This is a genomic window from Microbacterium galbum (assembly GCF_032464915.1).
GTDB classification, from domain to species: domain Bacteria; phylum Actinomycetota; class Actinomycetes; order Actinomycetales; family Microbacteriaceae; genus Microbacterium; species Microbacterium galbum.
This window is the reverse complement of the sequence record NZ_JAWDIS010000002.1, coordinates 202,499-228,862: the sequence shown is the minus strand read 5'-3', so window position 1 is coordinate 228,862 and position 26,364 is coordinate 202,499. Positions and strand designations below refer to the sequence as shown.

Here is a 26,364-nt window from a genome sequence, read left to right as displayed (position 1 = left end):
GTGAGCGCGCTCACGGACGTCCCCGGTGCCGTCGCCGACGAGCGGGGTCTCCGCCACGTCGGCTCGCCCGTCACGGAGCAGCGCAAGCTCGCATCTGGGCAGGCCCTCGCCCCCCTCGGCGACCGTCGCGTCATCTCGGTCGGTGGTGAGGACCGCCGCAGCTGGCTGGACTCGCTGTCGTCGCAGGCCCTGACTCACCTCGCTCCCGGCGTCTCGACCGAATTGCTCATCCTCGATCCGCAGGGTCGTGTCGAGCACGCGGCCGCGGTGGTCGACGACGGCGAGACCACGTGGCTGCTCGTGGACGCGACGGACGCCGAGGCCCTCGCGGCGTGGCTGACCCGTATGCGCTTCCGCCTGCGCGTGGAGGTGCGCGATCGCTCCGACGACCTGTTCGTCGTGGGTGGCACGCGCGCAGCCGTGGCGGCGTTGACGACGGTCGCACCCGTGTGGGTCGACCCGTGGCCGGAGGTCTCTCCCGGCGGGTGGGCCTACGCCCGGGTCGAGCCGCACCCGGGTGCCGAGCGCGACTGGTCCGAGGCGATCCTGGATGCCGAGGAGTACGCGCGTCTGGTGGATGCCGCCGTGCGCGGCGAGGTCGCGCTGGCCGGTCTCGATGCCGTCGAGGCGCTGCGTGTCGCGGCATGGCGCCCGCGCGTGGGTGTCGACGCCGACGAGCGGCTGCTGCCGCACGAGATGGACTGGCTGCGCACGGCCGTGCACCTGTCGAAGGGCTGCTACCGCGGGCAGGAGACGGTGGCCAAGGTGCATAACCTCGGTCATCCGCCGCGCCGTGTGGTCGCCCTGCAGCTCGACGGCAGCGACAACATCCTGCCCGCTCGGGGCGATGAGGTGCGCGCCGGCGACGCAGTGATCGGGACCATCACGTCGGTCGCCGTCCACCACGAGGAGGGGCCGATCGCCCTCGCCCTCGTGAAGCGCACCGCTCCTGAGGACGTGCCCCTGGTCGTCATGACCGCCGACGGCCCGCTCGCGGCATCCGCCGAGACGGTCGTCCCGGCGGATGCCGGAGCGACCGCCGCGGTCCCGCGACTGCCGCGCCTGGGCCGCCGCCGCGCCACGGAATGAGCACCGACGAGTCGTCGACGACCGTCGGGGTCGTCGTCCCTCGTTCACGCTGGCGGTCGACGCTGTCGCGCCGGCTGCATCGTGTACGCGAGTCGGTGCCCGCGATCGCGCAGATCGTCGTCGCCGCGACGGCCGCTTTCGCCTTCGCGCACTTCGTGCTCGGCCATCCCGTGCCCCTGCTCGCCGCCACCGTGACCGTATCGAGCCTCGGTCTGGTGCGCGACGCGAGACCATGGCGAGTGGCGGAGACCGTCCTGGGCATGCTCGTCGGCATCCTCATCGCCGAGGTGGTGCTGCTCGTGGCGGGCGCCGGGTGGTGGCAGATCGCGGTGGCGATGGCCGTCACACTCGTCGTTGCGCGTTTCCTCTCGCCGCAGCCGGGGTTCGCGCTCGCCGCGGTGGTGCAGTCGCTCATCGCGCTGGTGCTCGTCTCGGGCGCGCCGTTCCTGCGCCTCGTGGACGGGGCGGTCGGCGGTGTCGCGGCGCTGGCGGTGACGGCCCTCATCCCACGAACGCTGCGGCGCACGGAGCTGCGCGACGCCGACGAGCTGTTCGACGCCGTGGATGCGGCGATGGCCACGATCGTCCGGGCCCTGCGCAAGGGCGACCGCGCTCGGGCGGAGCGGGGTTTGGAGCGGGCGCGTTCACTGCAGACCTACGTCGACGCCTGGAGCGGGTCGCTGGAGTCCGGCCGCGAGGTGGCGAGGATCTCACCGTTCCTGCGCCGTCAGCGCACCGAGCTGCAGCGCCACGAGCGCGTGCGGGAGGCGCTCGACCTCGCGACGCGCAACCTGCGCGTCGTGGCGCGGCGCGCCGCCTACCTCTGCGCCGACGGCCAGCCTCGCCCGGTGCCCGCCGACCTCCTCGCCGAGCTCGCTCGAGCGGCCGCCCTCGTGCGCGACGGCCTCGACGACATCTCGATGGAGCCCGCGGCGCGGGAGGCGCTCACCGGCCTCACCCGCCGCCTCGACCCCGCGCGGCTCATGCCCGACGGCGGCATCGGCGAGCTCAATCTCGTCGCCGCGATGCGCCCGCTCGCCGTCGACCTGCTCGTCGCGGCGGGGATGCCCTCAGCCGAGGCGCGCGCACTCCTGCCGCGGATCTGACAGCTGCCGCCGGCGGGCTCCCTTCGTCGCGATTCGGCGCAGTCGTCGTCGGCGATCCCGCCGCCATCGGGCGCTCCGCGCGACTCACCGCGGAGCGACCGCCTCCCACGCCACCCCGACCTCACCCAGTCGCCATCTCTCGCGCCGGACCAGCGGCCAGCCCTCGGCGGCGAGGGCGGCCATCGCCGTGCGCCAGCGATGGGTCGGGCCGAAGGGCGCCACCACCGCCGCGCGCGTCCATTCCCGATCGAGGGATGCCACGAACTCGTGCACGCGCTCTCCGGCGACGTTGCGATGGATGAGCGCCTTCGGCAGTCGCTCCGCCGCGACGGCGGGGGAGTCCAGGTGGCTCAGGCTCAGCGACACCGTGAGGCTGCGCGGCACGGCATCCGCCCCCACCTCCGCCCAGGTGGCGATGCGTCCGATCTCGTCGCACGTGCCTTCGACGAGGATGCCGTCGGGCTGCAGGCGGCCGCACATGCGTGCCCACGCATCGGCGACGTCGGCCTCGTCGTACTGGCGCAGCACGTTCATCGCCCGGATGACGGCCGGGCGTCGACCGTCCGACACGGGGACCTCGAAGCCGCCCCGCGCGAACGCGATGCCGGCGACCCCCGCGGCCTGCTCCCGCGCACGCGCGACCCGTTCGGGGTCGATCTCGAGGCCGAGGACGGTGGCATCCGTTCGCTGGCGCGTCAGCCGGGCGAGGAGTTCGAGGGGCGTCACCGCGCTCGCGCCGAATCCGAGGTCGACGACGAGGGGGTCGTCGGTGCGCCGGAGCACGGGGTGGCGCGCGATCCACCGGTCGACGCGCCGCAGGCGATTGGTCCCCGTGGTGCCGCGCGTGGGGCGTCCGACGGGAGAGGGTGTCACTCGGACATGATGCCAGCACCCACTCGCAGAGCGCGGGTCCCGCGTCGATAGCATGGAGTCATGCCTCACACGCTGATCCTCCTCCGCCACGGGCAGAGCGAGTGGAACAAGACCAACCAGTTCACCGGCTGGGTCGACGTGCGACTCACCGACCAGGGCAAGGCCGAGGCGAAGCGCGGCGGCGAGCTGCTGGCCGAGTCCGGCGTGCTGCCCGACGTGCTGCACACCTCGGTGCTCAGCCGTGCGATCCAGACGGCGAACATCGCTCTCGACGCAGCCGATCGCCTCTGGATCCCCGTGAAGCGCTCGTGGCGCCTCAACGAGCGCCACTACGGCGCCCTGCAGGGCAAGGACAAGGCGCAGACCCTCGAAGAGTTCGGCAACGAGCAGTTCATGCTCTGGCGCCGGTCGTTCGACGTTCCGCCGCCGCCGCTGCCCGCCGACGACCAGTACAGCCAGGTCGGCGACCCGCGCTACGTGGGCATCGACGGCGAGGTGCCCGACACGGAGTCGCTCGCCATCGTCATCGACCGCATGCTGCCCTACTGGCACTCCGACATCGTGCCCGACCTGCAGGCGGGCAAGACCGTGCTCGTGACGGCGCACGGCAACTCGCTGCGCGGCCTCGTGAAGCATCTCGAGGGCATCAGCGACGCCGACATCGCCGAGCTCAACATCCCCACCGGTATCCCGCTCGTGTACCGCCTCGACGACGACCTGAAGCCCCTCGGCCCGGGTGAGTACCTCGACCCCGAGGCCGCCGCCGCCGGCGCGGCCGCCGTCGCCGCGCAGGGCAACAAGCACTGACGCCGACACGACGAAGGGGTGGATGCCATGGCATCCACCCCTTCGTCGTGTACGCGGTCAGATGACCGGGCTGGGCTCGTGCTCGGCCTCCTCGTCGGCACCGGCCCAGTCGCCCGTGGCCAGGTAGACGACCTTCTTCGCGACGGACACCGCGTGGTCGGCGAAGCGCTCGTGGTAGCGGCTGGCGAGGGTGGCGTCGACCGTGGCGGTGGCCTCGCCCTTCCAGGACTCGCCGAGGACCTTCTCGAACACGCTGATGTGCAGCTCGTCGATGTCGTCGTCGGTGTCGCGGATGGACTCGGCGATGCGGAGGTCCTGCGTGCGCAGCAGCTCGGCGAGTTTGCGCGCCACCTCGACGTCGAGCTCGCCCATGCGCGTGAACGTCGTGCGCAGTCCCTTGGGGATGGCGCGCTCGGGGAAGCGCGAGCGGGCGAGCTGAGCGATGTGCTCGGCCATGTCGCCCATGCGTTCGAGCGACGCACTCACTCGTAGGGCGGTGACGACGATGCGCAGATCGCGGGCGACGGGCTGCTGGCGGGCGAGGATCTCGATGGCCAGCTCGTCGAGCTCGACGGCCTTCTCATCGATGATCGCGTCGGCCTCGATGACTTCCTCGGCGAGGGCGACGTCGCTCGTTCCGAAGGCGCGCGTGGCGCGGTCGATGGCGACCGTCACGAGGTCGGCGATCTCGACCAGGCGGCTCTGGACGTCCTCGAGGGACTGGTGGAATACTTCGCGCATCGCGGGTACCTTCCTCGTCGGCGGCACGGCACATGGGTGTCCCGCAACCCTCGGGGATTCTTCCCAGCGAAGGTTAACGAGTGGTGCTGTGACAGTGAATAGTAGCCGCTGCCCGGGCCCGGGCGGGGGTGAACGGCGGGTGACGTCGCATCCACCCCTTTACGCTGTGGATATGGAACAACCGCAGCTCTCGCTGCTCGCGCTCCTGGCAGGCCTGCTGATCGGGGCCGCGGTGGTCGGCCTCATCGCCGGAGCCATCCGCGCCCGGAACCGCACTCTGGCTCAGACCTCGACCGAGGTTCCGGAGGGCGTGGAGGCCATGCTGGATGCGATGGACGACCCCGCCTTCGTCTGCGACACCTCCTCGACGGTGCTGGCGCTCTCGCCGGCGGCCGAGGTGTTCGGCGTCCAGGTGGGCGAGGTGATCGCCAGCGACGAGCTCAAGCGCGTCGCCCGCGTGGCCCGCGACACAGGCGCCGGCATCGCCGAGAATCTGCGTCTGCGCCGAGGTGCCGCCCCCGCCGAACCCAGGCTGGTCGCGGTGCGCGCCACCCCCATCTCGGGACGCCTGACGCTGCTGGTGCTGCGCGACATCACCGAGCGCGAGCGCGTCGAGGAGATGCGGCGAGACTTCGTCGCCAACACCAGCCACGAGTTGAAGACGCCCGTCGGTGCGGTGAGCCTGCTCGCTGAGGCCATCGAGTCCGCCGCAGACGATCCCGCACAGGTGCGGCACTTCTCCACGCGTCTGCAGGCCGAGGTGACCCGGTTGAGCGCGCTGGTCAATCGCATCCTGAGCCTGTCGCGCCTGCAGGCGGCCGACGAGCTGCGCGACGTGCGCGACGTCTCGATCGACGAAGTGGTGACCGCCGCGGTCGAGGCCTACACGGTGCAGGCGGACGCCGCGCAGGTGACCGTGGTGCGCGGCGGCACGAAGGGGTTGTGGGTGCGCGGGGAACCGCAGATCCTCACCGAGGCGCTCGGCAATCTCGTCGCGAACGCGATCGCGTACTCACCGGAGGGCTCGAAGGTGGGCGTCGGGGTCAAGCTCGACGACGGCGTCGTGGAGATCGCCGTCACCGACCGGGGGATCGGCATCCCCGAGAGCGACCAGCACCGGGTGTTCGAACGCTTCTACCGCGCCGACCAGGCCCGCTCGCGACGCACCGGGGGAACGGGTCTCGGCCTGTCCATCGTGAAGCACGCGGTGCAGCGGCACGGCGGCGAGGTGCGCCTGTGGTCCCGGCCCTCCCGCGGGTCGACGTTCACCATCCGCCTTCCGCTGTCGGAGACCCCCGACCTCGACAGCGTCCGTTCCAAACCGCGTCGCAAGGGTCGAAAGGCCACCGCAGCGATCGCCTCACCCGTGAAGGGAGACACCGCATGACCCGCGTTCTGATCGTCGAGGACGAGCCCGACCTCGCCGACCCGCTGGCCTATCTGCTGCGCCGCGAAGGATACGAGGTCGAGATCGCCGAAGACGGCGCGCTCGCCCTGGCGGCCTTCCGCGAGCGCGGAGCGGACATCCTGCTGCTCGACCTCATGCTCCCCGGGATGCCGGGGACGGAGGTGTGCCGGCAGTTGCGCCTGACCTCTCAGGTGCCGATCATCATGCTGACCGCGAAGGACTCCGAAGTCGACATCGTGGTGGGGTTGGAGCTCGGCGCCGACGACTACGTCACGAAGCCCTACTCCACGCGCGAGCTCCTCGCGCGGATGCGGGCCGTGCTGCGCCGCCGCACCCCCGATGACGCCGATCTCGACGACCGTGTGCTCTCGGGCGGACGGGTGGTGCTCGACATCGACCGTCACACGGTCGCCGTGGACGGGAGCGAGATCAGCATCCCCCTCAAGGAGTTCGAGCTCCTGGAGGTGCTCATGCGCAACGCCGGACGCGTGCTCACGCGCGGTCAGCTCATCGACCGCGTCTGGGGGACCGACTACTTCGGCGACACCAAGACGCTCGACGTGCACATCAAGCGCATCCGCTCCCGTATCGAGCAGAACCCCAGCGAGCCCAGCATGCTCGTCACGGTGCGCGGTCTCGGTTACCGCTTCGAGGCCTGACGCTCGACCCGCCCCCGCGGACGACGAAGGCGCCGACGGAGAACCGTCGGCGCCTTCGTCGTTCGCGTCAGGACGCGGGGGTCGCGGAGGGCGACGGCGTCACGGTCGGCATGACCGGGATCGGCGTGACCGAGAAGGACGGCGTCGGCGTCGGGGCGAGGGGCGAGAGGTACTCGAGGGCGCCGTCGAGCACGGGCACCTGCATGAGCGAGCCTTCGCCGTCGCCGGACTGGAAGTAGACGGGGACCGTGGTGCCGGGCATCGCGTCGATGCCGTCGAGACGGAGCGGCTCGGTGTCGCTCGTGAGGTCGCCCAGGCTGACGGTGCGGTTGGCCGGCACGATCACGGTCGACTTCACGGCCGAGGATCCTTCGCCGACCTCGACGCGCAGCGTGAGCGAGTCGGTGGTGTCGTTGACGATGGCCGCGACGAGGTTGCCGGTCGTGCCCTCTTCGTCGGCGACGATGAGCGCGTTGCGCACGTGCAGAGGACCGGCGGCGGCCGGGACGTTCACGCCGTCGGAGGCGGAATAGTCGATGGTGGTCGCCTGCGGTGCGATGAGGTTGCACCCCGTCGTGCCCAGCACGACAGCGGCACCCACGGCGATGGACGCGATCAGGCGCGTTTTCACGGATCCTCCAAGAACGGCAGACGACATCGGAATCATCCTACGCGGTCCACGGCGGCGCCCCGGTCCCGCTTCGGCCTCGCGCGCGCAGAGGGCTGAGGGGTGCGACGGTGGGCGGAACCTTAGCGCATGCGGGCCTGTGGTATCCTGGATGTTGCCGAAAGGACATAACTCCATGCTTTTTGAGGTTGGCGAGACCGTCGTTTACCCGCACCATGGCGCGGCCACGATCATCGAGGTCAAAGAACGCGTTATCAAGGGCGAGACGAAGAAGTACCTGAAGCTCAACGTCACCCAGGGAGACCTCGTCATCGAGGTCCCTGCCGACAACGTCGACCTCGTCGGCGTCCGTGACGTGATCGGCAAGGAAGGTCTCGACCGCGTCTTCGACGTGCTGCGCGCGCCCTTCACCGAGGAGCCGACCAACTGGTCGCGTCGCTACAAGGCGAACCTCGAGAAGCTCGCGTCGGGCGACGTGATCAAGGTCAGCGAGGTCGTGCGCGACCTGTGGCGCCGCGACCAGGACCGCGGCCTGTCCGCCGGCGAGAAGCGCATGCTCGCCAAGGCGCGCCAGATCCTCGTGTCCGAGCTCGCTCTGGCCGAGAAGACCGACGAAGACCGTGCGAGCGTCGTGCTCGACGAGGTCCTCGCGTCCTGACGACATCGACATCGGCGCGCGTCCTGCCCGGGCGCGCGCCGATCGTCGTCGCGGCCGCTGCGCGCGCACGGCCGCGCTAGCGTGAACGGGTGACTCTCACTCCGGTTCCGCGTCTCGCGGTCATCGTCGTCGCCGCCGGTTCCGGCACCCGCCTGAAGGGCGGAGCGCCCAAGGCCTTCGTCGGCCTCGACGAGCGCAGCATCCTGCACCACTGTCTCGTCGGCGTGTTCGCGGCCGAGCCGGCGCAGGTGGTCGTCGTCGTCCCTCGGGGGTTCGAGGGCGAAGCCCTCACCGATGCGCGCGACGCCGCCGGGGGACGCGCCGACCTCGTCACGATCGTGACGGGCGGCGAGACGCGCCAGGAGTCCGTTTCCGCCGGGCTGGCCGCGCTGTGGGCCAATGTGGAGACCGTCCTCGTCCACGACGCGGCCCGCGCGCTCACGCCGCCCGCGGTGTTCGACCGGATCGTGGCCGCGATCGACGCGGGATCCGTCGCCGTCATCCCGACCGTGCCGGTGGTCGACACCATCAAGAGCGTCGACGCCGACGGCCGCGTAGTCGCTGCGGTCGATCGTTCCGAGTTGGCCGCGGCGCAGACGCCGCAGGGCTTCCGTCGTGACGTGCTCGAGGCTGCGCTGCGGGACGCGGACGCGGATCACACCGATGACGCCGCCGCCGTGGCATCCGCCGGTCACCCGGTCGCGACGGTGGAGGGGGACGCGGTGGCGTTCAAGATCACGACGGCCCCCGATCTCGACCGCGCACGGGCGCTCCTTTCTGAACGACTGTCGCCCGTCGCCGCGCCGACGCCGGTTCCGCGGGGGCCCCAGGTGGGTATCGGCACCGACGTCCACGCGTTCGGCGGGGAGGGCGCGTTGTGGCTCGCGGGACTCGAATGGCCCGGCGAGGTGGCCCTGTCGGGGCACTCCGACGGGGACGCGGTCGCGCACGCGATCGTCGATGCCCTGCTCGCCGCCGCGGGGCTCGGCGACATCGGAACGCACTTCGGGACGGACCGGCCCGAGTTCGCCGGCGCCCACGCCGATGCCTTCCTCTCGCACACCGTCGGGCTGCTCTCCGCCGCAGGGTGGCGGGTGGGCAACGTCTCGGTGCAGGTGCAGGCGAACCGGCCGCGGTTCGCGGCGCGACGCGTCGAGGCGGAGCGGATCCTCTCCGCCGCGGTGGGCGCCCCGGTCTCCGTCAGCGCGACGACCACCGACGGCCTCGGCTTCACCGGGCGCAGCGAAGGTGTGGCCGCCTTCGCGACGGCGCTCGTGGTCCCCGCCTGAGCGCGCGCGTCAGAGCCGTCGCGTCATGAACGTCGACAGCGGGTCGGGGGCGTAGGGCGGGAACGCCGGGCACTCCTCGAACCCTTCGCTGGCATACAGCCGGCGCGCCGGGAGGAAGTCGTCGGTACTGCCTGTCTCGAGCCAGAGGCTGCGGATACCGCGCTCGTCGGCGTCCTCGACGATGTGTCGCAGGATCGCACGACCGATGCCCTGCCCGAGGAAGGCGTCGACCACGCGCATCGACTTCAGCTCCGCCCGGTCGTCGCCGAGGTCTTTGCACGCGCCGATCCCGGCGAGCTCGTCGTCGACCCACGCCGACCACACCGTGATGCCGTCGGCGGTGAGGCCGTCGAGGTCGAGGGCGTGCACGCTCTCGGCGGGGGTGTTCTCGTGCATCCCCGCGAGGTGCGCGGCCGCCAGGGCACGCGTGGCATCGGAGGAGAGGTCGTCGGGGCGGATGAGCAGAGGCACTCCGGCACCCTAGCCGGGTCGTGTTTCACGCACGGGTCGCGCGGAGGGGCGGCCGGTAGGCTGGGAGGGTGACCGTTCGGCTGTATGACACGAAAGCGCAGGCTCTGCGCGAGTTCGTCCCTCTCGACCCCTCGAACGTCACCCTTTACGTCTGCGGTCCGACCGTGCAGTCCGGTCCGCACATCGGCCATGTGCGCGCCGCCCTCGCGTTCGACCTTCTCCGCCGCTGGTTCGAGCACCGTTTCGGGCGCGTCACCTTCGTGCGCAACGTCACCGACATCGATGACAAGGTGCTCGCCAATGCCACCGACGAGGAGCCGTGGTGGGCGCTCGCTTACCGCATGGAGCTCGAGTTCACGCGGGCCTATGCCGCCGTCGGGATCCTGCCCCCGACGTACGAGCCGCGGGCGACCGCCTCGGTGACGCAGATGCAGGAGCTCATCGCCGAGCTCATCGAGCGCGGGCACGCCTACGCCGCCTCGGGAGACGTCTACTTCGATGTGCGCTCGTGGCCCGCGTACGGCGAGCTGACGCGGCAGAGCTTGGATGCCATGGAACCCGCCGCCGACGCGGATCCCCGGGGTAAGCGCGACCCGCACGATTTCGCGCTGTGGAAGGGCGCGAAGCACGGCGAGCCCGCCTCGGCGACCTGGTCGTCGCCGTGGGGTGCGGGACGGCCCGGGTGGCACATCGAGTGCTCGGCCATGTCGCGCCGCTATCTCGGGCCCGAGTTCGACATCCACGGCGGGGGCCTCGACCTGCGCTTCCCGCACCACGAGAACGAGATCGCTCAGTCGAGCGCCGCGGGCGACGCCTTCGCGCGGTACTGGGTGCACAACGGCCTGGTCACCGTCGACGGGCAGAAGATGTCGAAGACGCTCGGCAACTTCACCCTGGCCGCCGACGTGCTCGCCACGCACGACCCCCGGGTCGTGCGGTACGCCCTCGCGGCGGCGCACTACCGCTCGAGCCTCGACGTGTCGGACAAGGCGTTCTCTGAAGCGGCGAGCGCGCTGGAGCGAATCTCGACCTTCCGCCAGCGCGTTCTGCGTGCCGCCGCAGCCGACCCGCTGGTCGTCGTGCCCGGCGAGGTGCCGACGGACTTCGCGGCGGCGATGGACGACGACCTCGGGGTACCGCAGGCGATCGCGACCCTGCACGAGACCGTGCGCGCCGGCAATGCGGCCATCGACGGGGGAGACCTCGAGACCGCCGTCGCCGCTCACCGCGCGGTGGTGGCGATGCTCGGCATCCTGGGGCTGGATGCCGAGGAGCCGACCGGGGCGACGGGGGCGGTCGACACGACCCTCGACGCTCTCGTGAACGAGATGATCGCGCAGCGCGCCCGCGCTCGCGCCGACAAGGACTGGGCAGCCGCCGACCGCATCCGCGATGCCGTCGCCGCCGCCGGAATCACGCTGGAGGACACTCCGGCCGGAACCAATTGGAGTATCGATGCCTAAGCCAGGACGCCCGGGAGCACGCAACCCCGGCAAGAAGAAGGGCCCTCTCAAGGGCACCGGCGGGCACTCCCGCAAGGCGCTCGAGGGACGCGGCCCGACCCCGAAGGCCGAGGACCGCGCCTGGCACCCCGCCGGCAAGCGCAAGGCCGCCGAAGAGCGTTACGCCGCAGCGGGCGGAAAGGGGCGCCCCGGCGTGCGCGCGGTGGGCGGGAACCCGAACCGCAAGAGTCCCAAGGCCGCCGACGACACCGAGACGGTCACCGGCCGCAACTCGGTGCTCGAGGCGCTGCGGGCGAAGATCCCCGCGACGGCGATGTACATCGCCCAGCGCGTCGAGATGGACGACCGCGTCAAGGAGATGCTGTCGATGGCCACCAACCGCGGCATCCCCGTGCTCGAGGTCACCCGACCCGAGCTCGACCGCATGGCCGGCTTCGACGGCGTGCACCAGGGTGTCGCCCTGAAGGTGCCGCCGTACGCGTACGCGCACCCGCAGGATCTGCTCGAGAAGATCATCGACCGCGGCGAGGTGCCGCTGCTCGTGGCCCTCGACGGCGTGACCGACCCCCGCAACCTCGGCGCGATCATCCGCTCGACGGGCGCGTTCGGCGGTCAGGGACTGATCATCCCGCAGCGTCGATCGGCGAGCGTCAACTCCGCCGCGTGGAAGACGAGCGCGGGAGCCGCCGCCCGCATCCCGGTCGCCCTCGCCGCGAACCTCACGGCGACGCTGAAGGAGTTCAAGAAGCAGGGCGTCTTCGTCCTCGGCCTCGACGGCGACGGCGACGTGTCGCTGCCCGCCCTCGAACTCGCCGACCGTCCCGTCGTGATCGTCGTCGGCTCGGAGGGCAAGGGCCTGTCGCGCCTGGTCACCGAGACGTGCGACCAGGTCGTCTCCATCCCCATCTCCGCCGCCACCGAATCGCTGAACGCCGGTATCGCCGCATCCGTCGCCCTGTACCAGGTGTCGACGCTGCGCGGCACCGTCTGACCCGTCGAGAGGAACGCTCATGCCCCGCATCGCCGTCATCGGAGGCACCGGCTACGCCGGCAGCCACATCGTGACCGAGGCCGTCCGCCGCGGTCACACCGTCGTCTCCATCGCCCGCTCGGTCCCCGCCGAGCGCGTCGAGGGGGCCACCTACCTCGAGGGCACCGTTCTCGACGTCCCCGGACTCGTCGCTCAGCTCGAGGGCGTCGACGTGGTCGTGTCGGCCGCCGCCCCCCGCGGCGACATGGAGGGCAAGCTCCGCCCCGCCATCGCCGAACTCGTCACGGCTCTGCCCGAGAACGTCCGCGTGGGCGTGGTCGGCGGTGCCGGTGGATCGTTGGTCGCCGAGGGCGGCCCGCGCCTGATCGACACCGAGGGCTTCGCCGAGGAGTACAAGCCCGAGGCCCGTGAGGCCATCGGCATCCTCGAGGACCTGCAGGCCGACGACACCGGGCGCGACTGGTTCTACGTGCACCCGGCCGGCGGCTTCGGCTCGTGGGCGCCGGGGGAGCGCACCGGCTCCTACCGCGACGGCGGCGACGTGCTCGTCGTCGACGACGAGGGCGACTCCTTCATCGGCGGGGCCGACTTCGCGGTGGCCGTGCTCGACGAGATCGAGAACCCCGCGCACTCGCGGGAGCGCTTCACCGTCGGGTACTGAACCCGCTGGACACCGAGGCCGTGGCATCCGAATCCTGATTCCGGATGCCACGGCCTCGGTCGTTCCGCCAGCGTGTCGACCCACCCGCGGGATCACGTGACCGTGAGGAGGTGACACGCCGACCCCTGTGACCTCGACGCGGTCGCGTGCCCTCGGCGGTGGGGGACGTCTACGACACCGCCGCGTCTCAGACCAGGTCGCGCCAGTCGACGAGGTCGGTGTCGGTGGTCGGGACCTCGCCCGTCGCCGGAGCGTCGGCGTCGGACACCGTCGGAAGCGACATGGTGTCGGTCGGCGGGCCCATGACGGTCGCCTCGTCGCGGCGATGGCGCAGGACGTCGTCGATGTAGGAGCTGACGACCTCGGCGAGGGGAACGGAGCGGCCCCGCGCCTGCGACATGTACCAGCGGTGCTCCAGCACCTGATGGAACACCTCGGCGGGCTCGAGCTTGGCGCGCAGGTCCCAGGGGATCGCCATGACGATCGGCTCGAAGACGCGCGTCAGCCACTCGTGGGCGACCATCTCCTCGTCGGCGCCGAGGCGCGAGACGCGCGCGCGGAACTCGTCGAGGTCGTTGAGCAGGCGACGGGCCTGGTTCTCCTCGACATCGAGACCCGTGAGCCGCAGGAGACGGCGTTGGTGGTGCCCGGCATCCACGACCTTCGGCTGGATCGACACCTGCGTGCCGTCGCTGGCGGTGCGGATCGACATCTCGCCGATGTCGAAGCCCAGGGCGTTCAGGCGGTGCACGCGCTCGGTGATGCGCCACGACTCGTCGACGGCGAAGGTCTCCTTGTCGGTGAGGGCACCCCACAGCGAGTGATACGAGGCGACCAGACCGTCGGCGATGGCGATGGCGTCCACTCCGCCCTCCAGGCGCCCGCCGGCTTCGAGGTCCATGATCTCGCCGGCGATGTTGGTGCGGGCGATGTCGAGGTCGTGCGCCCGCTGACCCGGGCTCAGGCGGTTGCCGTGCAGTTCGCCGGTCTCGGCGTCGACGAGGTAGGCGGCGAACTCGCCCGCGTCGCGCCGGAACAGGGTGTTCGACAGCGACACGTCGCCCCAGTAGAAGCCCACGTTGTGCAGCCGCACGAGGAGGACGGCCAGGGCGTCGACCAGGCGCGTCGCGGTGTGAGGGCGCAGGACCTGCGTGAAGAGCGCGCGATAGGGGAGCGAGAACTTGAGGTGCGCGGTGACCAGGGCCGCGGGCAGGGGGCGCCCTGAGGCGTCGGTGCGGCCCGCGATCACCGCGACGCGATCGACGCACGGCGCGTCGAGGCGGTCGAGGTTGCCGAGCATGTCGTACTCGCGACGGGCCATCTCCTCGGTCGTCTCCTTGATGGCCACGACGCGACCGGAGAGGTTCGCGAAGCGCACCAGGTGACGCGAGATGCCCTTCGGCAGCGCGACGATGTGGCTGCTCGGCCAATCGGCGAGGCTGGTCGACCACGGCAGCTGAAGAAGGCCCGGGTCGACGGTGCTGGCCGTGATGCTGAGCGATTCGGACACGGGTACCTCCGGGAAAACGGTGCGGCGCGCCCCCGACCCGACGAGGTCGGGAATCGAGGACGCGCCGCGTCGGTGCGAGGGTCAGGCGGAGGCGATGGCCCGGTCGGTCAGGCGCTCGCCCGACTCGAGGTCGAACACGTGGACGTGTCCGGGAACCGGGGCCAGCACGACCGTCTCGCCCGCGTTGGGGTGACGACGACCGTCGACGCGCGCGACCAGGTCGGTGCGCTTGCCGTTGATGTCGGTGTGGCCGTAGAGGTAGCCGTCGGCGCCGAGCTCCTCGACGAGGTCGACGACGACCGAGAGGCCGCGGCCGTCGGCGGGGGCGACCTGGATGTCCTCGGGGCGGACACCGATGGTGACCTCGGAGCCGTGGGCCTTGCCGATGGTGTCGGCCTCGACGGGGACGACGAGGTCGCCGAAGCGCACGCCACCCTCGGCCAGGTCGGCGGTGAAGAGGTTCATCGCGGGCGAGCCGATGAAGCCGGCCACGAAGACGTTCTTCGGGGTCTCGTACAGGTCGCGCGGCGTGCCGACCTGCTGGAGCAGGCCGTCCTTGAGGACCGCGATGCGGTCGCCCATGGTGAGGGCCTCGGTCTGGTCGTGGGTGACGTAGACCGTGGTGACGCCGAGGCGACGCTGGAGCGAGGCGATCTGGGTGCGCGTCTGGACGCGGAGCTTGGCGTCGAGGTTCGACAGCGGCTCGTCCATCAGGAAGACCTGGGGCTGGCGCACGATCGCGCGGCCCATGGCGACACGCTGACGCTGACCACCCGAGAGGGCCTTGGGCTTGCGGGTGAGGTACTGCTCGAGGTCGAGGAGCTTGGCGGCCTCGAGGACGCGCGCAGCGCGCTCCTCCTTGCCGACGCCGGCGATCTTGAGCGCGAAGCCCATGTTCTCGGCGACGGTCATGTGGGGGTACAGCGCGTAGTTCTGGAAGACCATCGCGATGTCGCGGTCCTTCGGGGGCACGTCGGTGACGTCGCGGTCGCCGATGAGGATGCGACCCGAGTTGACCTCCTCGAGACCCGCGAGCATGCGCAGGGAGGTGGACTTACCGCAGCCCGAGGGGCCGACGAGGACGAGGAATTCGCCGTCTGCGACGTCGAGGTTCAACTTGTCGACGGCGGGGCGGGTTCCGCCCGGGTACAGACGGGTTGCGTTGTCGAAGGTGACGGACGCCATGTTTTCTTCTCCTTCACCGGCAGGTACGTGCCGGACGATCCGTAGTGAATGGAATGAACGGGGGCGACCCCGTGCGCCCGACAGTGGACGCAGGGTCAGTATCGCACGTGTCTGGTCATTTCTCAGCCAGCCTCGTTAGCATCGTTGATCGTTCGCTCCACCCGCGCGTTCCCCCCGATTTCATGCGGCAGACGTTTATGCCCGGAAGGTTTCATGTCCCACGACCAGTCCCCGAACGTTCCCGCCGAACGCGACCGTCGCGAGGCGGTGCGTGAGAAGGCGCAGCAGGTCAAGGCGAAGCAGACGCGCTGGCGCATCGCGCGTCGATCGCTGCTGGGCGTCGGGGCCGTCGCGGTCATCGCCGTGGGTGCGGTCGGGGTCTCCGCCGCGCTGAACTCGCGCGAGGCGCGCTCGCAGGCCCTGCCCGACACGGCGACCGACGACGGTTTCGTGGTGACCTCCGCGACGGGCGTCGCCGACCCCCTCGCCGATCAGACCGTCGACGGCAGCGCCGCGACGATGTCGACGGATGCCGCCCCCTCGCCCGCCGCGACTCCGGAACCGACCGGAACGGCCGCTCCGGTCGACATCCGCGTGTACGTCGACTACATGTCGACCGAGGCGCACGAGTTCCAGGCGGCCAATGCGACCCAGCTGTCGAAGTGGGTCGACGACGGCGCGGCGACCCTCACCTACTACCCGGTCGCCATGCTGACCTCGAAATCCAACGGCACGAAGTATAGCCTGCGGGCCGCGGGTGCGGCGGCGTGCGTCGCGACCCACGCCTCGGACCGTTTCTTCGCCTACAACCACGAGCTGTTGACCAACCAGCCCGCGGTGGACTCCGACGGCTACAGCGACCAGCAGCTCGCCGACATGGCCCAGGGCGCCGGCGTCAGCGACGTGGCGACCGTGCGCGACTGCATCGAGGACGAGACGTACACCTCGTGGGCGAAGGCGGCGACCGACCGCGCCATCAAGGGCCTGCCGGGTACCGACGGTCACGCGCTCACCGCGACTCCGACGGTGCTCGTGAACGGCACGGAGTATGTCGGGAACATGGATGACGCGAAGGAGTTCGCGCAGTTCGTGCTCACCGTCGACAGCAACGCGTACTACTCCACGGCCACTCCGACGCCCACCCCCTCGGCGACTCCCGCGGGTTGATCGGCCGCTCGACGCAGCACGTGCGACATACCCGACGTATGAGATTCTGGTGACATGGACGACGAGATCGAGGACTCCCCGCCGCGGCGGTCCCGTGGTCAGTTGACGGTGTGGGTCGAAGAGTTCCTCACTCAGGGTCACGCCGTGGCCGGCACCATCAAGGTCGTCGACCAGGAAGATGCCGACGGTCAGGACACCGGGCTGGTGGTCATGAACCTCCGCAACACCAAGGCGTCGATCTACATGCAGCCGCGCGGCTACGACGACCCCCTGTGGGAGGCGACGCTCACCGCGCGCCCCGATGACCTCACGCTCAGCCCCCACGACATGGCGAGCCTCGCCGCCGAATTGGTCATCGCCGGCAATCTCTGCTCCTTCCTGCAGTTCAAATCGCTGGAGTGGGATCGCCAGAGCGGGCGGCACGACTGAGGTCGTCGCGCGTCGTAGACTCGATCGCCGAGGCGCTGAGCGCCTCACGCCGGCTTGGCGCAATTGGTAGCGCACCGTACTTGTAATACGGGGGTTGCAGGTTCAAGTCCTGTAGCCGGCACGTCGCCCGTGACGATCTGGTCCGCCCGCCGACGCCACGGGGCTCAGGATCCGTGACGCGTGGTCCACTCCCGGAACGGCGCCGTCGCGTCATCCACCTCGATCTGCTCGGCGGGCAGCGCACGGTCCTCGGGTGCCATCGTGTACTCGTCGTAGAACGACGCCAGCGTCATGAGCCGGTTGCCGTCCTCGTAGTGCTCGCCCTCCTGCTCGCGCGTGACGGCGAAGAAGAGACGGTCCGGCTGGGCGTAGTACACGGCGCCCAGGCACATCGGGCACGGATAGGCCGTGACGTACATGTCGTGACCGGCCAGGTCGCGGATGCCCTTCTCGGCGGCCGCGCGGATGGCGCGGATCTCGGCGTGCGCGGTCGGGTCGCCGTCCTGGGCGACGTGATTGACCGCCTCGACGACGATCTCGCCGTCCTTGACGATGAGACACGCGAAGGGCTTGCCTCCGGCATCGACGTTCTCGTGCGCGCGCGAGACGGTGAGGGCGGACAGCTCCTGGTGGTTCATGGCTCGACGCTAGGCGTCCGGTCGTCCGCGGTCCGGGGCTGGGCGGCGGGGGAGAACCGTGCTAGTGACGGCTCACGACAGGGCGTTCGCGAGCGCCACGAGGAAGACGCCCCCCGCGGCGACCGTGACCAGCCCCGCGAGCAGTGCACCGGCGATGGCGAGGGCGCGCAGGGGGCCGGGGCGGGTACCCGCCTCCCCGGCGAAGAGGAGGGCCGCGACGCCGACGACGAGCATGATGAGGTCTCCCACGAGACCGACCGGCGCCCACACGACGCTCGCCATCGCCGCCACCCCCGCGAGCAACGCCACGACATGGCGGACGTGGTTGCCAGGCGGGGCGGCTTCGGAGCTCATGGACGCGTCGTTCGTCAGCGCGGCCGCACGCGCAGCCACCGCGTCCCGTGCGCAGCGAGGGTCACACCGACTCCCAACCAGATCGGCGCGGACGAGACGAGGTCCAGCGCCTCGGGCGCCATGCCCGACAGGGTCAGCGCGTCGATCTCGACGGCCGAGTCGGCGACGTTGGCGAGGACGAGGACGGCGAATCCGTTGTCGCCCGGGCGGAGGAAGGCGACAACAGAGGGGACGTGGGCGTCGAAGGCGATCAGCTCGTTGCCGGAGAACTCCGGGGTCGCGCGGCGGACGTCGAGCAGACGCGTGAGACGGGCGAACACGCGTCCGGCCGGGGTGTCGGCATCCCTCCGGTCCGCGTAGTTCTGCGCGGGACGGAAGGGGCGGTGCACCCATCGACTGTCGCCCGCCTCCTCCGGGCGGTCGGAATAGCCGTAGTCGTTGAGCTGGGCCACCTCGTCGCCGAGGTAGAGCAGCGGGATGCCGCCGGTGGACAGGGCCAGCGCGTGCGCCAGGATGACGCGGTCCTCGCCACCGGCGTCGCCCGCCTCGATCCCGGCGAGGGATGCCGTGGTGCCGGTGACGCGGGCATCGCCCGTGCGGGGGTTCTCCTGGAACGGCACGCCGCGGGCGAAGGTGCCCTCGGCTCGGCCGACGTAGAAGTCGTTGAGGAAGCGGCGATGCGGGGAGCCGTCGATCCCGAGCTCGGCGGCATCCTCATCGGCGAAGGTCCACCCGATGTCGTCGTGGCTGCGCACGTAGTTGACCCAGGCCGTGCCCGCGGGCAGGGCGTGGCGCCGCTCGAGGGCCTGCTGGAGGAGGCGTCCGTCTCGGGTGGCCAGCGCCTCCCAGGTCAGCGCCATCTGCAGGGGGTTGTAGGAGATCTGGCATTCGTCGGGGGAGATGTACGACACGACCTCGTCGGGGTGCACGATCGCCTCCGACTTGAACAGCAGCCCGGGAGCGGCCATCCGCAGCACGGCGTTGAACGCCTGCAGCAGCAGGTGCGCCTCGGGCAGCGACTCGCACGTGGTGCCGAGGCGCTTCCAGATGAAGGCCACGGCATCCATCCGCAGGATCTCCACGCCCTGGTTCGCCAGGTACAGCATCTCGCCGGCCATGGCCTCGAAGACGGCGGGGTTGGCGTAGTTCAGGTCCCACTGGAAGTGGTAGAAGGTCGCCCAGATCCACCGGCCGTCGTCGAGCTGCACGAACGAGCCCGGGTGGTCGTCGGGGAAGATCTCGCGAGTGGTGCGCTCGTACGCGTCGGGCATCTCGCGGTCGGGGAAGATGAGGTAGAAGTCCTCGTACCCGCGCTCGCCCGCGACGGCCTTCTGCGCCCAGCGGTGCTCGTTGCTGGTGTGGTTGAAGATGAAGTCGACGACGAGCGAGATGCCGGCCCGGCGCAGTTCGGCGGCGAGTTCGGCGAGGTCGGCCATCGTGCCGAGCTTCGGGTTGACGCGGCGATAGCTCGAGACCGCGTAGCCGCCGTCGCTGTTGCCCTCGGGGCTCTCGAACAGCGGCATGAGGTGCAGGTAGGTCAGGCCGAGCTCGCGGAAATACGGGATGGAGTCCCGGATGCCGCTGAGTCCGCCGGCGTACCGGTCGACGTAGCAGACCCCTCCGACCATGCGCTCGCTCTCGAACCACTCCGGCTCGCTCTCTCGCGCGCGGTCGAGTGCTTTGAGGTCGGCGGGACGCGCCGCCCAGGAACGTCGGGCGAGGTCGACCACGGACGCCAGACGCTCGAAGCCGTCGGCGCGGTCGCCGTAGAGCTGGGCGAACAGGTCGTGGAGGCGGGGGAGATGCACCTCGGCGTTCGCCAGGAACTCGCGATCGACCTGGTCGGCGGTGAGGTCGGCGAGGATCGCGGGGACGTCGTGGGAGGTGCCTTGGAGCTGTGTCACGGGGGAAATCCTGACGCATGCCGGGGTTTCCCGTCGACAACGATCGGAGCGCGTGACCTATCGGCGCGCGTCGGCCGCGACCGGCCGTCCCCTACGATCGACCGTGGCCCCCGAGCGGGGGAACGAGGGGAGAGCGGTGGCGGAGCGCGGATCGGTCGGCCTCGCCGTCGCCGGAGCGGTGCTCATCGGCGCCCTCACGGCCCTCCAGGCCCGCATCAACGGCACGCTCGGGGCGGAGATCGGTGACGGGTTCGTCGCGGCCGCGATCTCGTTCGGGTCGGGATTGATCATCCTCATCGCGCTGTCGGCCCTGGTTCCGCAGGGTCGCCGCGGATTCGAGCGCCTCGTGTCCGGCATCCGATCGCGAACGATCCCCGCGTGGATGCTGCTGGGCGGTCTTGCGGGAGCGTTCACCGTCGCGAGTCAGGGGCTGACCGTGGCGACCATCGGAGTCGCCCTCTTCACGGTCGGCTTCGTCGCCGGGCAGACCACCGGGGGGCTCGTGCTGGACCGCGTCGGCTTCGGACCGGCGGGCGTCGTGCCCGTCACGGTGCGACGCGTCATCGGCGCGCTCCTGGCGATCGCCGGGGTCGTGGTGTGCCTGTCGGGGGATGCCGTCAACGGTGTGCCGCTGTGGATGCTCATCGTTCCAGCGATCGCCGGAGCGGGCGTCGCCTGGCAGCAGGGGACCAACGGGCGACTGCGCGTGCGCGTGGAGAGTCCGCTGACGGCGACGCTGGTGAACTTCATCGGCGGCACCGTGGTGCTGCTCGTGGCCGCGTTCGTTCACGTCGGTGTCGTGGGCGCTCCCCGCGCCGTGCCGACGGAACCGTGGCTCTACGTCGGCGGGGCGGTCGGCGTGATCTACATCTTCCTGTCGGCGGTGGTCGTGCGTCGAACGGGCGTGCTGCTGCTGGGTCTGGGGTCGGTGGTCGGCCTGCTCACCACCTCGGTGCTGCTCGACGCCCTCTGGCCCGCCCCCGCCGCACCCGCCACCCCGGTGGCGCTTCTCGCCGCCGCCGTGGCGATCTCCGGGGTCGCCGTGGCCGCCGTGCCGTGGAGGCGCCGGAGCCGCTAGGAGCGTTCCCCCCGGACGGGCCCGACACGTCGGCCGTTCGCGCGGCTCACGGCGCGCGCCCGCGGCGCGTTTATGCCCCGCCGGAGACACGCCGACGCCGCCGACCGGAGTCGGCGGCGTCGAGGCCGTGGCATCGCGCGCGTCAGAGGCGCGCTTCGTCGACCGTGCGTTTCTTCTTGCCCCCCGGCATGCGCGAGAGGTGCTTCGCGGCATCCACCGTCTTGCGCCGGACCGGCCGCGACGTCTTCGGCTTGCCGCCGACGTAGAGCCAGCCCAGCAGCACCTCGTGCTTCGCCAGGCCGTGAGCCTTCGCCAGCACCTTGTGACGGGTGTTGTCGTCGGTGCGCCAGAACACCCCGAACCCCGCCTCGTCGAGCACGAGACTCAGCATGTGGGCGACACCGGATGCCACGGCCTCCTGCTCCCACGAGGGGATCTTCTTCGAGCCGAGATCGGCCACGACCGCGATGATGAGCGGAGCGCGCCGGGGCTTGGAGGAATACCCCTTCTTGCCGTCGGCCTTGTTCAGCGCACGCGCGAGGAGATCGCGATCCGCACCGCGGATCTCGATCAGGCGCCACGGTTTCAAGCTCTTGTGATCCGCGACGCGACCGGCCGCGGCGACGAAGGCCTCGAGCTCGGGGCCGGTCGGGGCGAGGTCGGTGACCTTCGACCACGACCGACGGTCGCGCATGGCTTCGAGGGCGCTCATGCTCCGTCGGCGGGGGAGTCGGCCGGGGTGAAGTTCAGCGACAGCGAATTCATGCAGTACCGGTCGCCGGTGGGGGTGCCGAAGCCGTCGGGGAAGACGTGTCCCAGGTGCGAGCCGCAGTTGGCGCACCGCACCTCGGTGCGCTGCATCCCGTGGCTGTTGTCGTCGATCAGCTCGACCGCTTCGGGTCGAACCGACTCGTAGAAGCTGGGCCATCCGCAGTGCGAGTCGAACTTGGTGCCGCTCTGGAACAGCTCGTTGCCGCACGCGGCGCAGGTGTAGAGGCCGGCGCGGCTCTCGTCGAGCAGCTCACCGGTCCAGGCGCGCTCGGTTCCCGCCTGGCGCAGCACCGCGTACTGCTCGGGGCTGAGCTCGGCGCGCCACTGGTCGTCGGACTTGTCGACGGCGTAGGTCATGTGTTCTCTCCTTCGTCTGCTCCCATTGTCTCGTGCCCGGCGCCGACCGGGTCGTGCTGCGATGATTCGTGAGTGGATCAGGATGCCGTGGATGCCGTCGTCGAACGCTATGGACGGTTCGCCCGCGATGAGGCGCCCGGCCGATCCGCGGTCTACGAGGCCTGGGCGCATCGCGTGGCGGAGGATCGGACGGTCGCTGCGGCGCTCGCGCCGATTCCCGAGACCCGCCGTCAACCCCCGCTCGTCTTCGCGGTGATGCGCGTGCGCGGGGCGCCGATGGACGACGTCGACGCGTGGGCCCCGTGGGTCGTCGCACACGCCGACGAGATCGCCGCGCAGTGCCGGGTGCGCAGCGTGCAGACCAACGAGCCGCTCCGGTGCGCCGCTCTGCTGCCGGCGCTCGCCCGCATCGACGGTCCGATCGCGCTGCTCGAGGTCGGCGCGAGCGCCGGGCTGTGCCTGTACCCCGACCGGTACTCGTACCGCTACCGCCGAGGCGACGAGCTCATCGCCCTCGACCCGGTCGACGGCCCCTCGACGGTCGAGTTGCACAGCGACCTGACCGGCGACCCCGTCCTTCGAATGCCCGAGATCGTCTGGCGCGCCGGGATCGACCTCAACCCGCTCGACGCCCGCGACGCGGATGACCGGGCGTGGCTCGAGGGGCTCGTGTGGCCGGGGGAGGAGGGGCGACGTGAGCGCATCGTCGCCGCTCTCGACATCGCGGCCGTCGATCCGCCGCTCCTGATCTCCGGCGACGGCGCGGACGCCCTGCCCGCGCTCGCCGCGCAGGCCCCCGCCGACGCCACGCTTGTGGTCACGACGCCGGGCGTGCTCGCGCACGTGCCGCGCGCTCGGCGCGGGGCGGTCATCGACGCCGCCCGCACCGCGGGACGCTGGGTGACGCTCGACGCCCCCGGCCTCCACGACGGATGGACGGGAGCACCGGGCGTGAAACGGGGCGGCTTCGCCCTGGCGCTGGACGGGGAGGTGCTGGCCGAGGTGGATCCACTCGGCGCGTGGGTGGCGTGGCATCCGAGAGGGGCGTCGTCGGCGCAGTAGCGTGGCGCCGTGCCTCTTTCGGACCGCGACCTCGCCTTCCTCGCCTTCGAGGGTGAATGGCGGCGCCACGCGGGTGCGAAGGAGGAGGCGATCCGGGCGGAGTTCGAGCTCACGCCGGCGCGCTACTACCAGCTGCTGGGGCGGTTGATCGACACGCCGGACGCCCTCGCGCACGACCCGATGCTCGTTCGCCGTCTGCGGCGGCGACGCGACGACGCAGTGGCGCAGCAGCGCGCCCGGCTGGGTCGGACGGCGGCCCGCTGACGGGGTGCTCAGGCGTCGACCGATAGCATCGTCCAATGGCCAGATCGACCTTCCCTCGGGATCGCTTCGACGACCTGCCCGATTCCACCGGCCGGGTCGGGGCGCACCGGGCAGAGCGACCGCGCACGCGCGGATGGATCGTGTTCCTGTGGGCGGCCATCGCCACGCTCGTGCTCATCATCGTGGGCATCTTCGGGTCCCTCGTGGCCTCGGGCCGCATCAGCCTCGGCGCCGATGACGCACCCGTTCCGACCGTGTCGGCAGAACCGACCGAGGCCGTCGTCGTCGACACCTCGTACTCCGTGGTGGTGCTGAACGGCACGGGCCAGGACGGCCTCGCCGCGACGGTGCGCGACCAGATCGTGGCGGCGGGGTGGGCCGGTGACACCGTCGAGACGGGGGACTCCGACTCCACCGATTTCGCTCAGACCACGATCTACTACCTGCGCGACGGCGACGAGGCGGCGGCGCGGGGCCTCGCGCAGACCATCGGCGGCGCCGAGGTCGCGCAGAGCGACTTCCTGCAGCCGACCGACGACCCGAACACCCCCGACGACGAGAGCGCCGTCAAGCGACTCGTCGTGGTGATCGGCCTCGACCGCGCCGCCGGCGCGACCCCCTCCGCCACCGCGCAGTGACCCTCTCGCGCCGCGTGTTTCCGCGGCGTAACAAGTTGGGGGCACGCGCGTCAACAATCCCCGGAGGGGCCGGTTCGGCGGCATCCGGCGTGCTTACGATGACCGAGTCATCCAGCAACAGGAGATTCGCATGACGCAGGGCACCGTCAAATGGTTCAACGCCGAGAAGGGCTACGGGTTCATCACCGTGTCCGATGGGCAGGACGTGTTCGTCCACTACTCGAGCATCGAGATGTCGGGCTTCCGCGTCCTCGAGGAAGGTCAGGCGGTCGAATTCACCGTCGGCACCGGTCAGAAGGGCCCGCAGGCGGAGTCCGTGCGACTGGCCTGATCCGCTGGCTCGAACGCCGTGGCATCCCTCACCGGGATGCCACGGCGTTCGTCGTCTCACGGACGGCCTCGCGGCTTGCACTCCCCAGGGGCGAGTGCCAGAATGAGTTAGCACTCGCTTTCGTCGAGTGCCAAAATCTGGAAGTCACCCGTCCGGGAGGGACGACACACTTATGGCAAAGATCATCGCTTTCGACGAAGAGGCCCGTCGCGGTCTCGAGCGCGGCCTCAACACGCTGGCCGACGCCGTCAAGGTGACCCTGGGCCCCCGCGGTCGCAACGTCGTGCTCGAGAAGAAGTGGGGCGCCCCCACGATCACGAACGACGGTGTCTCGATCGCCAAGGAGATCGAGCTCGACGACCCGTACGAGAAGATCGGCGCCGAGCTGGTCAAGGAGGTCGCCAAGAAGACCGACGACGTCGCGGGTGACGGCACCACCACCGCCACCGTTCTCGCCCAGGCGCTCGTGCGCGAGGGCCTGCGCAACGTCGCGGCCGGCGCCGACCCCATCTCGCTCAAGAAGGGCATCGAGAAGGCCGTCAAGGCCGTCACCGACGAGCTGCTCTCCTCCGCCAAGGAGGTCGAGTCCAAGGAGCAGATCGCCGCCACCGCGTCGATCTCCGCCGCCGACCCCGCGATCGGCGAGCTCATCGCCGAGGCCATCGACAAGGTGGGCAAGGAAGGCGTCGTCACCGTCGAGGAGAGCAACACCTTCGGCACCGAGCTCGAGCTCACCGAGGGCATGCGCTTCGACAAGGGTTACATCAACCCCTACTTCGTCACCGACCCCGAGCGTCAGGAAGCGGTCTTCGAAGACCCGTACATCCTGATCGCCAACCAGAAGATCTCCAACATCAAGGACCTTCTGCCGATCGTCGACAAGGTGATCCAGGAGGGCAAGGAGCTCCTCATCATCGCCGAGGACGTCGAGGGCGAAGCGCTCGCGACCCTGGTGCTGAACAAGATCCGCGGCATCTTCAAGTCGGTCGCCGTCAAGGCTCCCGGCTTCGGCGACCGCCGCAAGGCTCAGCTGCAGGACATCGCGATCCTCACCGGCGGCCAGGTCATCACCGAAGAGGTGGGCCTCAAGCTCGAGAACGCGACCGTCGACCTGCTCGGCCGTGCTCGCAAGGTCATCATCACCAAGGACGAGACCACGATCGTCGAGGGTGCCGGTGAGTCGGAGCTGATCGAGGGTCGCGTGACCCAGATCCGCCGCGAGATCGAGAACACCGACAGCGACTACGACCGCGAGAAGCTCCAGGAGCGCCTCGCGAAGCTCGCCGGTGGCGTCGCCGTCATCAAGGCCGGAGCCGCGACCGAGGTCGAGCTCAAGGAGCGCAAGCACCGCATCGAAGACGCCGTGCGCAACGCCAAGGCCGCTGTGGAAGAGGGTGTCGTCGCCGGTGGTGGCGTGGCGCTCATCCAGGCCGGCAAGAACGCTCTCGCGAACCTCGAGCTCTCGGGCGACGAGGCGACCGGTGCGAACATCGTCAAGGTCGCCATCGAGGCTCCGCTCAAGCAGATCGCCCTGAACGCCGGTCTCGAGCCCGGTGTCGTCGCGAACAAGGTGTCGGAGCTCCCCGTGGGCCACGGCCTCAACGCCGCGACCGGCGAGTACGGTGACCTGTTCGCACAGGGCATCATCGACCCCGCCAAGGTGACCCGCTCTGCTCTGCAGAACGCCGCGTCGATCGCCGGTCTGTTCCTCACGACCGAGGCCGTCGTCGCCGACAAGCCCGAGAAGGTCGCCGCTCCCGCGGGCGACCCGACGGGTGGCATGGACTTCTGATCCACGCCTGACGCCTGAGAACGCCCCCTCCTCCGGGAGG

At 70.7% G+C, this 26,364-nt stretch carries 29 protein-coding genes and 1 tRNA gene; 19 read left to right on the top strand and 11 right to left on the bottom strand.

Annotated features, from left to right (window positions below):
* Both ygfZ and RWH45_RS10230 read left to right on the top strand, forming a co-directional pair.
* Positions 1–1,089: a CAF17-like 4Fe-4S cluster assembly/insertion protein YgfZ gene (gene ygfZ / locus RWH45_RS10235; protein ID WP_315994800.1), complete on the top strand. Its 1,089-nt coding sequence runs from the start codon at positions 1–3 to the stop codon at positions 1,087–1,089.
* Positions 1,086–2,195 carry an FUSC family protein gene (locus tag RWH45_RS10230; protein WP_315994799.1) on the top strand — a complete coding sequence of 370 codons (1,110 nt, stop codon included), beginning with the start codon at positions 1,086–1,088 and terminating at the stop codon, positions 2,193–2,195. Before ygfZ ends, RWH45_RS10230 begins: the two co-directional genes overlap by 4 nt.
* Before the next feature lie 84 nt (positions 2,196–2,279).
* Here RWH45_RS10230 and RWH45_RS10225 read toward each other — a convergent pair whose 3' ends face one another.
* Positions 2,280–3,068 carry a class I SAM-dependent methyltransferase gene (locus RWH45_RS10225; protein ID WP_315994798.1) on the bottom strand — a complete coding sequence of 263 codons (789 nt, stop codon included), beginning with the start codon at positions 3,066–3,068 and terminating at the stop codon, positions 2,280–2,282.
* 60 nt (positions 3,069–3,128) lie between these two features.
* On the opposite strand from RWH45_RS10225, the gene RWH45_RS10220 reads away from it, so the two are divergent.
* On the top strand, positions 3,129–3,875 hold the full coding sequence (locus RWH45_RS10220; protein WP_315994797.1) for a phosphoglyceromutase: 747 nt from the start codon (positions 3,129–3,131) through the stop codon (positions 3,873–3,875).
* A gap of 57 nt (positions 3,876–3,932) precedes the next feature.
* Here the strand turns inward: RWH45_RS10220 and phoU are convergent, their stop codons facing one another.
* Positions 3,933–4,616 carry a phosphate signaling complex protein PhoU gene (gene phoU, locus RWH45_RS10215; RefSeq protein WP_315994796.1) on the bottom strand — a complete coding sequence of 228 codons (684 nt, stop codon included), beginning with the start codon at positions 4,614–4,616 and terminating at the stop codon, positions 3,933–3,935.
* A gap of 172 nt (positions 4,617–4,788) precedes the next feature.
* Between phoU and RWH45_RS10210 the strand changes: the two genes are divergently transcribed.
* Together RWH45_RS10210 and RWH45_RS10205 are read left to right on the top strand one after the other, a co-directional pair.
* Positions 4,789–6,003 carry a sensor histidine kinase gene (locus RWH45_RS10210; protein WP_315994795.1) on the top strand — a complete coding sequence of 405 codons (1,215 nt, stop codon included), beginning with the start codon at positions 4,789–4,791 and terminating at the stop codon, positions 6,001–6,003.
* The gene (locus tag RWH45_RS10205; RefSeq protein WP_315994794.1) at positions 6,000–6,683 is read left to right on the top strand and encodes a response regulator; all 684 of its coding nucleotides are present in this window, start codon (positions 6,000–6,002) and stop codon (positions 6,681–6,683) included. The genes RWH45_RS10210 and RWH45_RS10205 overlap by 4 nt, the downstream gene beginning before the upstream one ends.
* Before the next feature lie 67 nt (positions 6,684–6,750).
* On the opposite strand, the gene RWH45_RS10200 is transcribed toward RWH45_RS10205, so the two are convergent.
* Entirely contained in the window at positions 6,751–7,314 is a 564-nt protein-coding gene (locus tag RWH45_RS10200; RefSeq protein ID WP_315994793.1) for a DNA modification methylase, read from the bottom strand.
* 172 nt (positions 7,315–7,486) lie between these two features.
* On the opposite strand from RWH45_RS10200, the gene RWH45_RS10195 reads away from it, so the two are divergent.
* On the top strand, positions 7,487–7,969 hold the full coding sequence (locus tag RWH45_RS10195; RefSeq protein ID WP_013585821.1) for a CarD family transcriptional regulator: 483 nt from the start codon (positions 7,487–7,489) through the stop codon (positions 7,967–7,969).
* A gap of 89 nt (positions 7,970–8,058) precedes the next feature.
* Positions 8,059–9,258, top strand: a complete 1,200-nt coding sequence (ispD, locus tag RWH45_RS10190) for a 2-C-methyl-D-erythritol 4-phosphate cytidylyltransferase (protein WP_315994792.1) — start codon at positions 8,059–8,061, stop codon at positions 9,256–9,258.
* Positions 9,259–9,267: 9 nt separating this feature from the next.
* Here ispD and RWH45_RS10185 read toward each other — a convergent pair whose 3' ends face one another.
* Entirely contained in the window at positions 9,268–9,729 is a 462-nt protein-coding gene (locus RWH45_RS10185; RefSeq protein WP_315994791.1) for a GNAT family N-acetyltransferase, read from the bottom strand.
* A gap of 68 nt (positions 9,730–9,797) precedes the next feature.
* Between RWH45_RS10185 and cysS the strand changes: the two genes are divergently transcribed.
* Genes cysS through RWH45_RS10170 form a run of 3 tightly spaced genes read left to right on the top strand, consistent with a single transcriptional unit; the run spans position 9,798 to position 12,844 of the window.
* Entirely contained in the window at positions 9,798–11,192 is a 1,395-nt protein-coding gene (gene cysS, locus RWH45_RS10180; RefSeq protein WP_315994790.1) for a cysteine--tRNA ligase, read from the top strand.
* Positions 11,185–12,183: a 23S rRNA (guanosine(2251)-2'-O)-methyltransferase RlmB gene (rlmB, locus tag RWH45_RS10175; protein ID WP_315994789.1), complete on the top strand. Its 999-nt coding sequence runs from the start codon at positions 11,185–11,187 to the stop codon at positions 12,181–12,183. The genes cysS and rlmB overlap by 8 nt, the downstream gene beginning before the upstream one ends.
* Positions 12,184–12,202: 19 nt before the next feature.
* Positions 12,203–12,844 carry an NAD(P)-dependent oxidoreductase gene (locus RWH45_RS10170; protein ID WP_315994788.1) on the top strand — a complete coding sequence of 214 codons (642 nt, stop codon included), beginning with the start codon at positions 12,203–12,205 and terminating at the stop codon, positions 12,842–12,844.
* A 187-nt stretch (positions 12,845–13,031) separates the two neighbouring features.
* On the opposite strand, the gene RWH45_RS10165 is transcribed toward RWH45_RS10170, so the two are convergent.
* Positions 13,032–14,354 carry a DUF4032 domain-containing protein gene (locus RWH45_RS10165; RefSeq protein ID WP_315994787.1) on the bottom strand — a complete coding sequence of 441 codons (1,323 nt, stop codon included), beginning with the start codon at positions 14,352–14,354 and terminating at the stop codon, positions 13,032–13,034.
* 81 nt (positions 14,355–14,435) lie between these two features.
* Positions 14,436–15,539 (bottom strand): ABC transporter ATP-binding protein, encoded by a 1,104-nt coding sequence (locus RWH45_RS10160; protein WP_108317795.1) that lies wholly within the window; start codon positions 15,537–15,539, stop codon positions 14,436–14,438.
* Positions 15,540–15,752: 213 nt separating this feature from the next.
* Between RWH45_RS10160 and RWH45_RS10155 the strand changes: the two genes are divergently transcribed.
* From RWH45_RS10155 to RWH45_RS10145, 3 genes are all read left to right on the top strand, one after another.
* Positions 15,753–16,706 carry a DsbA family protein gene (locus RWH45_RS10155; protein ID WP_315994786.1) on the top strand — a complete coding sequence of 318 codons (954 nt, stop codon included), beginning with the start codon at positions 15,753–15,755 and terminating at the stop codon, positions 16,704–16,706.
* Between the two features lie 54 nt (positions 16,707–16,760).
* On the top strand, positions 16,761–17,135 hold the full coding sequence (locus RWH45_RS10150) for a hypothetical protein (RefSeq protein WP_315994785.1): 375 nt from the start codon (positions 16,761–16,763) through the stop codon (positions 17,133–17,135).
* Positions 17,136–17,183: 48 nt separating this feature from the next.
* A tRNA-Thr gene (locus RWH45_RS10145) sits at positions 17,184–17,256 on the top strand.
* 43 nt (positions 17,257–17,299) lie between these two features.
* Here RWH45_RS10145 and RWH45_RS10140 read toward each other — a convergent pair.
* The 3 genes from RWH45_RS10140 to RWH45_RS10130 form a co-directional block, all read right to left on the bottom strand.
* A complete protein-coding gene (locus RWH45_RS10140) occupies positions 17,300–17,773 on the bottom strand; it encodes a nucleoside deaminase (protein WP_315994784.1) in 474 nt (157 codons plus the stop codon).
* A gap of 72 nt (positions 17,774–17,845) precedes the next feature.
* Positions 17,846–18,127, bottom strand: coding sequence for a hypothetical protein (locus tag RWH45_RS10135; protein ID WP_315994783.1), 282 nt, complete (start codon positions 18,125–18,127; stop codon positions 17,846–17,848).
* Positions 18,128–18,141: 14 nt separating this feature from the next.
* Positions 18,142–20,031 (bottom strand): alpha-amylase family protein, encoded by a 1,890-nt coding sequence (locus RWH45_RS10130; protein ID WP_315994782.1) that lies wholly within the window; start codon positions 20,029–20,031, stop codon positions 18,142–18,144.
* Positions 20,032–20,134: 103 nt separating this feature from the next.
* Between RWH45_RS10130 and RWH45_RS10125 the strand changes: the two genes are divergently transcribed.
* Positions 20,135–21,109 (top strand): DMT family transporter, encoded by a 975-nt coding sequence (locus RWH45_RS10125; RefSeq protein WP_315994781.1) that lies wholly within the window; start codon positions 20,135–20,137, stop codon positions 21,107–21,109.
* Between the two features lie 142 nt (positions 21,110–21,251).
* On the opposite strand, the gene RWH45_RS10120 is transcribed toward RWH45_RS10125, so the two are convergent.
* The gene (locus RWH45_RS10120) at positions 21,252–21,821 is read right to left on the bottom strand and encodes a nitroreductase family protein (RefSeq protein ID WP_315994780.1); all 570 of its coding nucleotides are present in this window, start codon (positions 21,819–21,821) and stop codon (positions 21,252–21,254) included.
* A complete protein-coding gene (gene msrB / locus RWH45_RS10115; protein ID WP_315994779.1) occupies positions 21,818–22,237 on the bottom strand; it encodes a peptide-methionine (R)-S-oxide reductase MsrB in 420 nt (139 codons plus the stop codon). Before msrB ends, RWH45_RS10120 begins: the two co-directional genes overlap by 4 nt.
* Before the next feature lie 72 nt (positions 22,238–22,309).
* Between msrB and RWH45_RS10110 the strand changes: the two genes are divergently transcribed.
* The 5 genes from RWH45_RS10110 to groL all read left to right on the top strand — a co-directional run bounded on the left by RWH45_RS10110 (position 22,310) and on the right by groL (position 26,324).
* Positions 22,310–23,299: a DUF2332 family protein gene (locus tag RWH45_RS10110; RefSeq protein ID WP_315994778.1), complete on the top strand. Its 990-nt coding sequence runs from the start codon at positions 22,310–22,312 to the stop codon at positions 23,297–23,299.
* A 9-nt stretch (positions 23,300–23,308) separates the two neighbouring features.
* Positions 23,309–23,563: a DUF3263 domain-containing protein gene (locus tag RWH45_RS10105; RefSeq protein ID WP_315994777.1), complete on the top strand. Its 255-nt coding sequence runs from the start codon at positions 23,309–23,311 to the stop codon at positions 23,561–23,563.
* 35 nt (positions 23,564–23,598) lie between these two features.
* Positions 23,599–24,201 carry a LytR C-terminal domain-containing protein gene (locus RWH45_RS10100; protein WP_315994776.1) on the top strand — a complete coding sequence of 201 codons (603 nt, stop codon included), beginning with the start codon at positions 23,599–23,601 and terminating at the stop codon, positions 24,199–24,201.
* Positions 24,202–24,331: 130 nt separating this feature from the next.
* Positions 24,332–24,532, top strand: a complete 201-nt coding sequence (locus RWH45_RS10095) for a cold-shock protein (protein WP_076676782.1) — start codon at positions 24,332–24,334, stop codon at positions 24,530–24,532.
* 172 nt (positions 24,533–24,704) lie between these two features.
* Positions 24,705–26,324 carry a chaperonin GroEL gene (gene groL, locus RWH45_RS10090; RefSeq protein WP_315994775.1) on the top strand — a complete coding sequence of 540 codons (1,620 nt, stop codon included), beginning with the start codon at positions 24,705–24,707 and terminating at the stop codon, positions 26,322–26,324.
* The last annotated feature ends 40 nt before the right edge of the window (positions 26,325–26,364 follow it).